This window comes from Streptomyces sp. AP-93 (genome assembly GCF_022808175.1).
GTDB lineage: Bacteria > Actinomycetota > Actinomycetes > Streptomycetales > Streptomycetaceae > Streptomyces.
In genome coordinates this window covers 40,392-52,590 of the sequence record NZ_JALGBX010000016.1, presented here as the reverse complement: position 1 = coordinate 52,590, position 12,199 = coordinate 40,392, and the positions used below count along the sequence as shown (strand labels likewise).

Below are 12,199 nucleotides of genomic sequence, written 5' to 3'. Positions count from 1 at the left end.
CGGCACGGGGGTGCCCACACCCGTGGTGCCGGGGCGCATGACAGGACCCGGCCGGTGACTGTCGGGCCTGGCCGGGTCCTGTGTGCGTGGGCGTGACGGCTCTGACTGTGGTCAGAGTTCTTCGTCGCGCATCTCGTCGCCGGCGCGCTCGCGCGCCGTGTCACCCTCGCGGCGGCGCTTCATCTCCTCCGGGCTCTTGCCCCAGGCGCGCTCCCCGGATCCGGGGTGGACGGGATCCTGGCCGGTGCGTTCCACGGAGTCTTGCTCCTCACGGCCCTTGCCCGGCTGCTGCTGGTGCTTGTCTTGCTTACCGCCCATGACGGTGACTCCCTCAGTGACGCGTGGCTGAAGTTCTCTCCGCACCAAGCTGACACACAGAGTGACAAGATGCATCATTTGCGTCACTTTGGTTGGTGGGCGGGTGATGTCCGGGAAGTGTCCGGGCGCCGGAGCGCGGCCCGGCGCGTCCAGGACTGACGATGGGCGCCCCTGTCACACCTGCTGCAATGGTCAGGAGCCCCCGTTTCATGCTGGAGCGCATTCTGAAGAAGGACCACACCAAGGTCACCTTCGTCCTCCCCGCGGACACTCCGCCCGGCCCGGTCAGCGTGGTGGGCGACTTCAACGGCTGGCAGCCCGGTGTCCACACCCTCAAGACCCGCAAGGACGGCAAGCGCGCGGTCACGGTCGAGCTGCCCAGTAAGGGCGTCCACTCCTTCCGGTATCTGGCCGCCGGTGACTACTGGTTCAACGACGACACCGCCGGCGACCAGGACGGTTCCAACAGCCGCCTGCACACCTGATCTCGGCACTGCCTCTTTCGCCACAGGAGAAATGCGAGGGGACCGCGGTGCGCGCACCAAGTGGGACGACGCGGTCGGGCACCGCCCGGCGTCCTGCTGTGTTCGTGGTTGGACTAGTGGGGGCTGCGGATGCGCCGGGGTCGTGGTGGCATCGGTGGAATGAAGGATCCATTCGGTTGTGATGAGTCGGCGTTCCTGCCCCGGTCGGGGGCCGTGGACCGGGCTGCCGCCCGCCGCGCGGTCGCCTCCAGGGCTGTCGGTACCGCGGACCTCAACGTTCTGCTGGACATGCTCGGCTTGCGGCCCGAGGACGACCGCCCGGAAGAAGCCGGGCACTGACCTGACGCGCCTGGGCAGTGGGGTGATCGGGCGTGCGGTGTTCCTACCTGAGAGTGGGTGGGGCCGGTTGCCGGGGACACGCCTGTGCGGCTGTCCCCGGTCGGGTGGTGTGGCTGTGGTGCGGTGGGCAGGCGTGGCCGGGCGGGAAGGGCTACTCCTGGCCGGCGACTGCCGACGGCTTTCCGAGGTGGAAGGACTTCTCGATGTCGCAGGTGAAGGAATCGATCGAGGTTGATGTGCCGGTGACGACGGCCTACAACCAGTGGACGCAGTTCGAGTCGTTCCCGCAGTTCATGGATGGTGTGGAGCGGATCGAGCAGCGCACGGACACGCTCTCGCACTGGGTGACGAAGGTCGCCGGGGGGAGCGGGAGTTCGACGCGGAGATTACGGAGCAGGTCCCCGACCAGAAGGTCGCGTGGGTGACGGTGGGCGGGGAGGCCGAGCAGTCGGGGCTGGTCACGTTCCGGCCGATCGACCCGGCCCACACGGAGGTGACGCTGATGATGGACTTCGACCCGGAGGGGATGGCGGAGAACATCGGCGACAAGCTCGGCTTCGTCGACCGCCAGATCAAGGGCGACCTGAAGCGGTTCAAGCACTTCATCGAAGACCGCGGCACCGCGACCGGATCCTGGCGCGGCAGCGTCTGACCGGCTCACGTCTCCCGCTGTGCCGGAGCCCGTCCGGCCACGATTGCCCCTGGGCGGGCTGCCAAGGATTCCTGGGCGGGGGGCTATCGGTTCAGGTCATCTGCGCCCGGGTCTGGGGGCGCGGCGTGAGCCGGGCCGATCGCGGCGAGGTGAGTCGCATGGACTTCCAGATGATGATGAGGCGGTACGGGCCGACCGTGCACCTCACCCCGACCGGTGAGCTCGACGTGGAGACCAGCGCCGTCTTCGACGAGGTGCAGGCTTGCCTCGAGGGTGTTGAGGTGGTGGCTTGCGATCTGCGGCACCTGACGTTCATGGATGTCTGCGGCCTGCACGGTCTGACTGCCTTCGCCCGCTGTTTGGACGCGGACGGGATCGCCTTCTTCGCCTACAACTGGCCGCCGCTAGTGGCCCCGGCAGCAAGGTGAAGTGGTGACTTCCTGCCATCGTGTGTCTCCCTGAGGAACCGCTAACTCACCCTCATCATGCTGATGTCCGCCCTGACCCTGCGGGCCGGGGCGGACACACGCTGCACGGAAACGGGTACCACGACCGCTCCGCGTGCTCCATCGAGCAAATAGCCGCACACTGCGATAAAGGGCCTGCGCATTTCGCGCGGGCCGAGGTGAGGGTGTTCGGTGTGCTTGAGGTCCCGCTCTGGCTGTGGGGGGCGTTCGCCGCGACGGTGGTGGTGTCGCTGGCGGTCGACTTGCTGTCCCACCGCACCGCGCACGTCATCGGTTTCAAAGAGGCCGCCGCCTGGAGCGGTCTGTGGGTGAGCCTGGCCCTGATCTTCGGCGGGGTCGTCTTTCTCGTCCTCGGCACGACCGCCGGCACCGAGTACACGACGGCCTGGCTGCTGGAGAAGAGCCTGTCGGTCGACAACCTCTTCGTCTTCGCCGTGATCTTCGCCTACTTCAAGGTACCCAGGGCCTACCAGCACCGCGTGCTGTTCTTCGGCGTCATCGGCGCCCTCGTCTTCCGCGGCATCTTCCTCTCCCTCGGCGTGGCCGTCGTCAGCCGCTTCACCGCCGTGCTGTTCGCGTTCGCGGCGGTGCTCTTCTACAGCACGTACAAGCTCCTCAAGGAGGAGCAGGACAGCTTCGACCCGGGTAAGAGCTTCGCCGTGCGGCTGCTCCGCAAGATCATCCCGGTGCGCGACGAATACGCCGGGGCGAAGTTCTTCGTCAGGGAAGCCGGCAAGCGGGTGGCGACCCCGCTCCTTGCGGTGGTCGCCGCGATCGAGGCTGCCGACCTGATCTTCGCCGTAGACAGTGTCCCCGCCGTCCTCGCGGTCAGCGATGACGCGTTCATCGTCTACACCAGCAACGCGTTCGCCATCCTCGGTCTGCGGGCCCTCTACTTCATGCTCGCCGGCCTCCTGGACCGCTTCCACTACCTGAACAAGGGCCTGGCGATCATCCTCGCCTTCATCGGCGTCAAACTCATCCTCCAGGCATCCCACAAGCTGATCAGCCCGAGCATCCCCGAAATCCCCTCACCGATCAGCCTCGCGGTCATCGTCCTCGTCCTGACAGGCTCCGTGGTGCTCAGCCTCAGAAGGCCGGCCCCGAAAGGCGATCTGGAACACGCCGACGAACAGAGGGACGCCTCCGAGGCCACCGATCAGGTCGAGGCGCGTAACGCACCACCTGTGATGGATGACCCGGAGACGCCGCCCACCGGTTCACGAGATCAGGACGGTGAAGACCCTCCGCGCTCGGATTAGTCAGGAAGCCGACCACTTCCCGGCAGGGCAATACGGGCATATCGTAAAGAAATGGTCAAGATGAAACGCAAGCCCGAAGCGTACGTGTGTCCAACCTGCGAGCAGTCCGTGCCGGCCGCAGCCCACCGCCACAAGACCCTCGGGGTATTCGTTCCCGTGTGGGGCCCGGGTCCATGTCAGAACCGCGACTGTCCCGACTACCGGTTGGACCCCAGCCACAAGCACCATCCGGCCCCGTAGTGAGATCAACTGCGCGCCGACGAACCGCCTTCCTGGAGGCGCACCAGGGCAGGGTGGGCGTGCTCCTGGAAGTCGGGACGGTGCCGGGGTCGGTGTACTTCGACGAGAACTCGACGTACGGGCACACGAGCTCCTTTTGGGCTGGCGACAGCGGGCAGCCGTTCTACAAGTGCCGGAACGACTGGGACCGGCATATCGAGAGCCGCCCGCCGCGGCCTTGACGGCGGCGGGCCGGCTGGAGATCCTCGCGCGGGTCATCGGGCATCACGCGGTCGGCGCCGCGTGGTCGATGGAGTCCGACGAATTCGGTACCGACCTGGGCGTCACCGGAGACCAGGCCGAGGAACTCCTGGACCGGTACCGGCGCATGTGACGAGGCGCAGGGTCACCGGCCCGCTCGCGGTGGTGCTTCGGAGTCCCGGGCAGGGTGCGCCAAGCTCTGGAGAGGGTGAGGGAAGTGTGGCGTGGGAGACGCTGCCGGCCGCGATCGTCCAGGCCGTGGTCACCGCTGCAGGCCTCATGTGAGAAGAGGGAGCCGGGGTGCCCCGGTAGTCCTGGTGATCAGAGCTTAGGCCTTCTGGACCGCCAGCCTGGTCGGGGCAGTACTTGGTGTCCGTGCCGACCAAGCGGAAGGTCTCCTCACCGCTACAGGAGGGGATGAGCTGGCCGGTTGCCGCCGTGGCGGTTGGTAAACCGGCTGGATGATCTCCAGTCAATTTATGGCCTGTGTCCGTTGTTCGTGGGTCGAGGGCTCTCCGGATCCGTAACGTTTCGTGAGCGGGGCGTCACTTTTCGTGGTTGCCCTGTTGGCGTGTGCGTGCGGGAAGATTCCCCGGTTGCGGGGACAGGGAAGGCGTGGCAATGGCTGAGAAGTCGATGGCTTTCGGTGAACTGACTCTGGCGTTCACCGACAAGATGGACTGGTGCTGGGACGATGAGGACTCCGGCGGCAAGCACTGGGTGAGTTTCTGGCAGCCGGTCGCCCCTGCCGGGTTCAAGGTGTTGGGTACGGTCGTGATCCCGGCGTGGGGGTCGGCGAACCTGAATCCGTCGACGCCGAACGAGAAGGTCAAGGAGCACGTCGTCGCGCTGGTCGTCAAGGAGAACCCGGAGGTGCCCTCGGCCACGGGCAAGCCGGCGCTGGCCAACCCGGTGGACTACGTGAAGGTGTGGGACGACGCCGGCACCGGTGCCAAGTACAAGGGCTGTATCTGGCGGCCCGTCGCCCCGGACGGCTACGTGGCCATGGGGTGTGTCACCCCGAAGGACTCGTACGACAAGCCCGCGCTGGACGCGGTGGCATGTGTCCGCGAGGACCTGACGTTCATCTCCAACACGAAGTGGGTCTACAGCGACAAGGGCGCCGGGGGCAAGCACGACCTGTCGGTGTGGCGCAACGTGGTGCCGCCGTCGTACGTCGACAACACCGAGGGCCTGACCCGTGCCCTGATCGCAGCGAACACGTTCGCCGCGTTCAAGTCCTACGAGCAGCCGCAGTTCCTCCCGGAGATGCGCGTGCTGTGTCTACCGATGCCCATCGAGACGCCCGCGCTGAGCCAGTTCCCGGAGCTCGCCGACCGGACCGTCCCGGCGCCCCGGACCCCGGAGATCGCCGCCAACGCGGTGTGGGTGCCGTTCACCGCGATCAACGACAGCGAGAAGCCCACCACCTGGAAGCTGGCCAACTCCCCGTTCTACAAGCTGCAGCGCAAGGCCGCCTGGTCGCTGGTGCGCCACCTGAACAACAACACCGAGGTCACACAGAAGGTGACGGAGTCGGTGACCATCGGGATCGAGAAGGAACAGATCTCCACGTTCGAGGTGTCGACGGGTATCTCCGTCACGGCGACGGCAGGCGTCAGCACCGGCTTCGCCAGTGCCGAGCTGTCCACCACGTACAGCCTGTCGCTGGGCTTCGGCTCCTCGACCGGACTCAAGGAGATCGAGTCACGGACCGTGTCGAAGGAATTGGTCGCAGTGCCGGGCACAGCCGCCGCTATGTGGGTAGGGTCCAGCACCATTCAGGTCGTCCGTGCCGACAACAGCCGGGTCGGTGTCCCGCTCACCTTCAAGGGCGAGACCGACCACTACGACCAGTACCCCGACAAGGCGTGACCCTCCGCTGACGCTCACCCGTACGGCCCGAGGCGCCGGAAGAGCATCGTCCGGATCTGGGCACGCCGCGGGGGCGTCAGCCGTGGAGGTTGGTCGAGCATGCCTTGGCTGCCTTGGCGGCTGTTGCTGGAGGGCAACGGCCGCCAAAGTCATTGCCCTCCAGGATGACCGGCTATGCCCAGTCGATGCCGAGGTCGGCGAGGGCTGCGAGCTGGGCAGGGTGGAGCCGGTCGCGCGCTGTTTCTGGTTGGCGATCCACACCCCGGTCTGGTGCTAACCGCCGTCGGGGAGCAGTTCGACGTGGCCGAGCCCCGGCATCCTGCCGCCCTCCCGATCCCGGTACTGCGCGATGCCTGCACGCCCGTCTGGAAGGCGACTGCGTCCCGCCGGGACGTGGAACGTCGCGGGCGTCTTCGTCGCGGTCCTGCGGGGGCGTACGGCAGCCTTCACGCCCAGTACCCCGAGCCGGGCCTGCTGCTCGTCGTCCAGTCGGACGAAGTCGCGCCGCTGGGTGGTGAGCCAGCGTCCGATGTCCTCGCCGCGGTGAGTGACTCCGGGCACGTCTTCGAGGCGGGCGCCGGCGGCCAGGAGCTTGGCCAGGTCGCCTACTGCTTCAGGAACACGGGAGATCGTCATCAGGACAACGACCCCGGCTGAGGTGGGTGCTGTCAGTAGCGCTTGTCCCAGTGGACAAGGTGTCCCTGGGAGCTGTCCCACATCTTCCTGGCCCCGAAGGGGTTCTCGGTGAGGAGGGCCTCGCCGCCGTGGCCGCGGTCCTGCGTCGTGAAGTTGGCCGGGCGGGGCGTCGCGGGGCGGCGATTGCGCTCGACGACATGGAGAGGGCTCCTGCGGCCAGAGCGGTGGAAGCGGTGAGCAGGACCAGGCGCCGGGTGCGGGACATGAGGGGGCTCCTTACGGAAGGGGGAGGGGCCGGTTCTGGTGAGCCAGGGCCCGCGTATCCATTGGGCCCGACCACCTCGTGCGCGTCATGCCCCTGCATCTCGGGGCTTGACAACACGACCGCCCGCATGGCGCAACATCAGTCGGAGCCTCTCCCAACGGGGCGAGCGGGCCCTGGCGGGAAGGATCCGGCCCCACGCGGCCCCGCCTGGAAGCCCACAGCGCACTCTGCCGGGGCGGTCGGTCGTTTGCGGGGCCCGTCGCCACCACAGGTGTGCGGGTGTCAAGCCCCGACATCAAGCGGCATGTCGCGGTCGGGCCGCGCCGGGCTCAATGGAGACCCTGCCCAGCCAGAAATGGGCCCGTCCCGATCGAGCCACGCGACCCCTCCCAAGGAGATCCGCCATGATCCGCAACCGCATCCGACGTCTCGCCGTGCTGACCGCCTCGACCGCCCTGGCCGCAGGAGCCGTTTCGGTGTCCTCCACAGCGTGCGCCGCCCCGGCGGCACTCCACTCCGCCACCATCGTGACCACCGACTCCACCGACGGCGAGGGATCCGGCCTCTTCAAGGGTGGCAGTGGCGGAGACCTCTACAGGGACGTCTTGCGGATATGGCAGAACAACCACGCCAAGGATGAGGTCACCCGCCCGGCTCCCATCGCCAAGTGGGACAGCCGCTACTAGTCGGTAGAACCCGGCAGGAGCGACCGCCAGCAAGGGGGTGAGGGGGCGCGGGTCGATCAGCGCGGGGGCGTTGTCGGTGCTGGCCCCGACTACGAGGAGATGAGCGGCGGTACGCCCGAGGGCCCGCGCGCGGGTATCGACGGATCGTCACTGATCAGGGGTTACCCAGCCGGGCTCGTCGTCGGACTTGAGGCGGCGGTGTCCATGGGCTGATCCTGCGCGCCGCGAGACGGCGAAGTTCCATCCGGCGGCCCGGAACCGGTGGCGTACTGGGTCGTTGAAGGGGCGGGATCCACACCGCCCCGGGATGAATCATCGTTCCCCCGGGTCTGTCCCGGGGTGGGCCCGGGTCCTGGCACCTGACATGCTCCGCCTCTGCCCGGTCTACCGTCGGGGGACGGGTTCACCGCGAGCGGCGGTGTCAGCGTGAGGTGTCAGGACCAGTCACATAACCCGTGTTGCCTGAGCCGGGCGGGTGCTGGCCCGCGGCGCGGCTAGGGTCGTTGCCAGCCCGCGCCGATGTGGCGTGCGTGGGTGAGGCCCGGTGCCAGGTGCCCAGAGCGCTCTGGGGCAGCAGAACCACCGGGCCGCCCCAACCTCCAGCCTGAGGGGGCCCTCAAGGTTGAATCGCCACGCGTACACGCGGATGCACGCGGCGACGTCGCTCGGGCAGGCGGGATCGACTACGACCGGTGGCGTGATGGTCCGGTACGCGGTGCCGGTGTATCACAACTATGATAGTTGGAGTAGGCTGGAGGAATGGAGCCGAAGACGTACTCGACGATCGATCTCCGCAAGCAGATGGGGGAGATCCTCGACCGCACCAGGATCGCCGGTGAGCCGGCTGCGATCACCCGCAAGGGCAAGACCCTCGCCTACCTCGTGCCGGCCGAGTGGTTCGAGCAGTGCCTGATACAGCACCCCGACGCCTCCGGCACGGACCGTGCCGCGGCCTGAAACGGGCCAGCCCCAGACCAGGAGTCCCCTCGTCATGACAGCGCAGCCCATCCACTTCGACGGCCCCGGCGGTAACCGGCCCCGCCCAGTGCCGCCGATGCCCGACCGCACCCCCCAGGCCCTGCGTCTGGCCATCCAGGAGCATGCCCCGCACCTTCTGCCGGACTTCGAGGCTCACTGGCGGCGCGCGATCGGCGACACCTTCAACCTCACCCCCGTCCCGGCCTTCATGCGCCTGTGGTGGACGCAGTACGCCATCGCCCGCGATCCCGGCCTGGATGCTCACCTCCTCGACCTCGAACAGCGCGCAGCGAAGTGTGAAGACCCGCAGGAGTCCGCAGCCCTTCTGGCCGAGTACAGCCGACTGCGTCGCCAGGCAGCCTCCGCGGAGCCCGGCCGGTGAGCGATGAGCTCCCGCGCCCTCCCTGGCAGATGGACTGGACGGCCGAAGCCCACCAGGAGTTCGAGCACATGCCCGCTGATGCGAAGAAGCTGATTCTCGCAGCCCGTGCCGAGCTGGTCACCGCCCTCGACCCGTACTACCGCGGAGTCGACGCAGACGCCTCCCTCCCCCACTGGATCACCGTCCGCCCGCTTGCCTCCACCAGCCCGGGCGGGCCGCACATCGCGGATCTCGCCGGCGGCCGCGGCTGGCTCATCTTCACATTCATCCGCCGCCACGCCGAACCGCAAATCACCGTCACCGACGCCTTCTGGGCCTGATCGGCACGCTCCAGCAGGGAACTCGAAGGACACCGGAGCTGGGCCGCCGCATGCGCTGTACTGTTGCTTGCCGTTCAAGATGAGCATGAGGTTGTCACTCGCGATGAGCATGTGGGGCGATGAGAATGCTGACCCTGGCCCACGCCCGCGACCAATGCCGCTGGTTCGGCGGCATGGTCGGCGACCACGTCGCCGACCTGGTCTCCCGCTACGGCGAGCACTCCTCGATGGTCCCGGACGAGCTCACCGAGTACGTCAAGTCCCGCCAGGGATATGACTACAGCCACCACGGCCGCACCGGGAACCCCTCCGCCGACTTCGTCCCCGACGAGATCGTCGACCGCTTCTGCCTGCTCGGCCCCGCCGAGGCCCACATCGAGAAGCTCCGCGCCCTGCGCGACCTCGGCGTCGACCAGTTCGCCGTCTACGACATGCACGAAGCCCGGGAAGCCACGATCGACGCCCATGGCCAGCACGTCATCCCGGTGCTGCGCGACTGACCCTCGTGTCTGCTCCCACGAGCAGTGGATTGCCGCTTCCCGTGCTCGGGTTCCACCCCAGGGCGGGAGCCGGCCTCGGGTGTGGGGCCCAGGGGGTTCGATGGGTCGGCGCCGGTGATGGGCGGGCTGATCGAGGCCAAGGCCGCCGGTACCCGCCGCGAACCGCAGCGGAGTTGAGGTGTTGCTTGCCTGGAAGCGCAACCCAGGAGAGCGGCGGTGCGACGTGCCGCAATCCGGGGGTCAGTCCGCACCCACCGCACTGAGGACGTTCATCCGCCCCGTTCGGTAGGCCGGGACGAGTGCGGCAAGGAGGCCGATCAGGAGGGAGGCGGCCAGGGTGGAGGTGAGGGTGGCAACGGGGACGGCGATCCGGTCCATGCCCTGGGCGGCCAGTACCTTGCAGGTGCAGATCCCCCAGGCGAGGCCGAGAGCGGTGCCCGTCAGCGCGCCGAACAAGCTGATCACCACGGCCTCGAGGCGGATCATCCGCCGAAGTTGTCGCCGTGAGAGACCGATGGCCCGGAGCAAGCCGATCTCGCGCCTGCGCTCGACCACCGAGAGCGACAGGGTGTTGACCACGCCGAGCACCGCGATGGTGATGGCGAAGCCGAGGAGGGCGTACACCAGGTATACGACTGCGCCGATCTGTTCTCGGACGCTCCTCTTGTAGCCGGCCTGGTCCTGGACCGACAATTGAGGGTAGGGCCTGACCGCGCGTTTGAGGCGTGCCATCACCTTCCGCTCGTCGGCATCGGCCGACGCCTGGGCGAACAGTCTGCGGGGGCCGGGCTGCTCGGCTTCCGGGACGGCTCGCGTGTAGGTCGGGAGTCCCGTGAAGAACGCGCCGTTGAACAGCCCGTTGCCGACCGTGGTGATCAGGGCGACCGGCAGTGACTGGGTCTGGCCGCCGGCGTAGGTGACGGTCAGGTGCGAGCCCAGTTCGAGGTGGTGAGCCTCGGCGAACTCCGCGTCCACGGAGATTCCGCCTGTGAAGGCGCCTTCCGCGGTGCCCGCCGTGATCGGCAGGCGCAGATCGTGCAGTACCGAGGGCGAACAGGCACGGACAGGGGTGCTGGTCCGCTGCCCGTCCGGCGTTCGGATGACCGCCGCGACTTCCTTCTCCACGGTGATGTGCCGCAAGCCCGGGACGGCGCGCACGGCGGCGACGGCGGGCGGCGGCAGTACGTCCTGCCGGGTCATCACCGCGTAGTCGGCGCCGATCGAGCGGTCGATCTGGGAGTCGACCGAGCGGATCAGCGAGGCGGTGACCACGCCGGCGAAGGTCACCACGGACATGCCGATCACCAGAGCGGCGGCCGTGGCTCCGGTACGGCGAGGACTTCTCATGGCGTTGCGCTGGGCGAGGCGGCCGGCTACTCCGAAGACGGCTGCCGGTGCTGCTCCGAGGACGCGCATGGCTCCCGTGGCCAGTACCGGCCCGCCCGCGACGACTCCGGTGAGCGTGAGAAGAACGCCGGCGGCCAGTACCAGACCTTGGCCAGTGGTGTCCGTCACGGAGGGGGCGGTGACCAGGCACGCGGTGCCGAGAAGGGCCGACACCAGGGCGACGGGCGCCAGGAGCCTGCCCGCTCCCCGATCCGGGGAGACTCCGTGGTCGTGCATCGCCGCGAGCGGTGAGACCTTGCCGGCGTGGTGTGCGGGTGCCCATGCGGCGAGCATGGTGACGACGACACCGAGGGTGATCGACGCGAGGGGGACGGCCACCGGGAAGACGAGCGGCGTCTTGGTGAAGTCCATGCCGAAGGTGGTCATGAGGCGGGTCAGCAGCATGGCGAGACCGAGTCCGGCTGGCTGGCCCAGGGCCGAGCCCAGGATGCCCAGGGCTGCCGCTTCCAGAACGAGCGCGCGGGACAGTTGTCCCTTGCCGGCCCCGACGGCGCGCAACATGCCGTATTCGCGTGTCCGCTGGGAGACCAGCATGGAGAAGGTGTTGATGATCAGGAAGCCGCTGACCACGAGCGAAATGCCCGCGAAGCCCAGCAGGGCGTAGTTGAGGAAGCCGAGCATGGAGTGGAGCTCGGTGATGTCCTGCCGGCGTTGCTCGGCCGCCGTGAGCACTCGGTAGCCGGAGCCGAGGGCATGTGCGATGTCCTCCTTGAGACTGGTGACATCAACATCGCGGGTTCCGTCGGTACGGATCTCGATCGAGGTGAACCCGGGGGTGCCCAGCAAGGTCCGCTGAGCGGTGACCGGTTCGAGCAGGGCCAGGGCGGTGCCGGGGCTGACCGTGGTGAAACGGGCGATTCCGCAGACGGTGAAGTCGTGGGAGCCCGTCCGGGCGATGACGCGCAGCCGGTCGCCGATCCGGATGTCCGACCGGCAGTTGAGTGTCAGGGTTCACCAGGGCCACGTCGTCGGCCGTGAGGTCTCCCACCGCGGTCCGCACGCCGGGCAGCGCGGCGATGCGGGCGGCGGTCCGCACCGAAAGGGGTGGTACGGAGCCGGGGGCGATCCCGTTCGCTGTCCCTCCGCCGTTCCCCGCGCGCCTGACAGAGAGGTCGGAAGCGCTGGTGGCGAAGAGACCCTCGAACGT

The 12,199-nt window shown here is 68.2% G+C and carries 13 protein-coding genes and 2 pseudogenes; 12 read left to right on the top strand and 3 right to left on the bottom strand.

The window, feature by feature from the left end; genetic code table 11:
* Nucleotides 1-111: 111 nt before the first annotated feature.
* Complete coding sequence (locus MTF69_RS25055; protein ID WP_243337952.1) at nucleotides 112-318, bottom strand: hypothetical protein; 207 nt, start codon at nucleotides 316-318, stop codon at nucleotides 112-114.
* 209 nt (nucleotides 319-527) lie between these two features.
* On the opposite strand from MTF69_RS25055, the gene MTF69_RS25050 reads away from it, so the two are divergent.
* The 7 genes and pseudogenes from MTF69_RS25050 to MTF69_RS25020 all read left to right on the top strand — a co-directional run bounded on the left by MTF69_RS25050 (nucleotide 528) and on the right by MTF69_RS25020 (nucleotide 5,878).
* Nucleotides 528-803, top strand: coding sequence for an isoamylase early set domain-containing protein (locus tag MTF69_RS25050; protein ID WP_243337951.1), 276 nt, complete (start codon nucleotides 528-530; stop codon nucleotides 801-803).
* Between the two features lie 159 nt (nucleotides 804-962).
* Entirely contained in the window at nucleotides 963-1,142 is a 180-nt protein-coding gene (locus MTF69_RS25045; RefSeq protein WP_243337950.1) for a hypothetical protein, read from the top strand.
* Between the two features lie 203 nt (nucleotides 1,143-1,345).
* Nucleotides 1,346-1,794 (top strand): annotated as a pseudogene (locus tag MTF69_RS25040) (SRPBCC family protein).
* A 158-nt stretch (nucleotides 1,795-1,952) separates the two neighbouring features.
* Complete coding sequence (locus MTF69_RS25035; protein WP_243337949.1) at nucleotides 1,953-2,222, top strand: STAS domain-containing protein; 270 nt, start codon at nucleotides 1,953-1,955, stop codon at nucleotides 2,220-2,222.
* A gap of 212 nt (nucleotides 2,223-2,434) precedes the next feature.
* A complete protein-coding gene (locus MTF69_RS25030; protein ID WP_243337948.1) occupies nucleotides 2,435-3,523 on the top strand; it encodes a TerC family protein in 1,089 nt (362 codons plus the stop codon).
* 409 nt (nucleotides 3,524-3,932) lie between these two features.
* A complete protein-coding gene (locus MTF69_RS25025; RefSeq protein WP_243337947.1) occupies nucleotides 3,933-4,136 on the top strand; it encodes a hypothetical protein in 204 nt (67 codons plus the stop codon).
* Between the two features lie 488 nt (nucleotides 4,137-4,624).
* Nucleotides 4,625-5,878: a Vps62-related protein gene (locus tag MTF69_RS25020; RefSeq protein ID WP_243337946.1), complete on the top strand. Its 1,254-nt coding sequence runs from the start codon at nucleotides 4,625-4,627 to the stop codon at nucleotides 5,876-5,878.
* A 273-nt stretch (nucleotides 5,879-6,151) separates the two neighbouring features.
* Here MTF69_RS25020 and MTF69_RS25015 read toward each other — a convergent pair whose 3' ends face one another.
* The gene (locus MTF69_RS25015) at nucleotides 6,152-6,514 is read right to left on the bottom strand and encodes a helicase associated domain-containing protein (protein ID WP_243337945.1); all 363 of its coding nucleotides are present in this window, start codon (nucleotides 6,512-6,514) and stop codon (nucleotides 6,152-6,154) included.
* A 669-nt stretch (nucleotides 6,515-7,183) separates the two neighbouring features.
* On the opposite strand from MTF69_RS25015, the gene MTF69_RS25010 reads away from it, so the two are divergent.
* The 5 genes and pseudogenes from MTF69_RS25010 to MTF69_RS24990 all read left to right on the top strand — a co-directional run.
* Entirely contained in the window at nucleotides 7,184-7,465 is a 282-nt protein-coding gene (locus MTF69_RS25010) for a hypothetical protein (RefSeq protein WP_243337944.1), read from the top strand.
* 759 nt (nucleotides 7,466-8,224) lie between these two features.
* Nucleotides 8,225-8,422, top strand: coding sequence for a type II toxin-antitoxin system prevent-host-death family antitoxin (locus tag MTF69_RS25005; protein WP_243337942.1), 198 nt, complete (start codon nucleotides 8,225-8,227; stop codon nucleotides 8,420-8,422).
* Nucleotides 8,423-8,456: 34 nt separating this feature from the next.
* The gene (locus MTF69_RS25000) at nucleotides 8,457-8,825 is read left to right on the top strand and encodes a DUF6247 family protein (protein WP_243337941.1); all 369 of its coding nucleotides are present in this window, start codon (nucleotides 8,457-8,459) and stop codon (nucleotides 8,823-8,825) included.
* On the top strand, nucleotides 8,822-9,145 hold the full coding sequence (locus MTF69_RS24995; RefSeq protein ID WP_243337939.1) for a hypothetical protein: 324 nt from the start codon (nucleotides 8,822-8,824) through the stop codon (nucleotides 9,143-9,145). Before MTF69_RS25000 ends, MTF69_RS24995 begins: the two co-directional genes overlap by 4 nt.
* A 134-nt stretch (nucleotides 9,146-9,279) precedes the next feature.
* Nucleotides 9,280-9,645, top strand: a pseudogene (locus MTF69_RS24990) (LLM class flavin-dependent oxidoreductase); the annotation flags it as partial.
* Between the two features lie 240 nt (nucleotides 9,646-9,885).
* Here the strand turns inward: MTF69_RS24990 and MTF69_RS24985 are convergent.
* Nucleotides 9,886-11,838 carry an ABC transporter permease gene (locus MTF69_RS24985; protein WP_243337937.1) on the bottom strand — a complete coding sequence of 651 codons (1,953 nt, stop codon included), beginning with the start codon at nucleotides 11,836-11,838 and terminating at the stop codon, nucleotides 9,886-9,888.
* Nucleotides 11,839-12,199 lie beyond the last annotated feature (361 nt).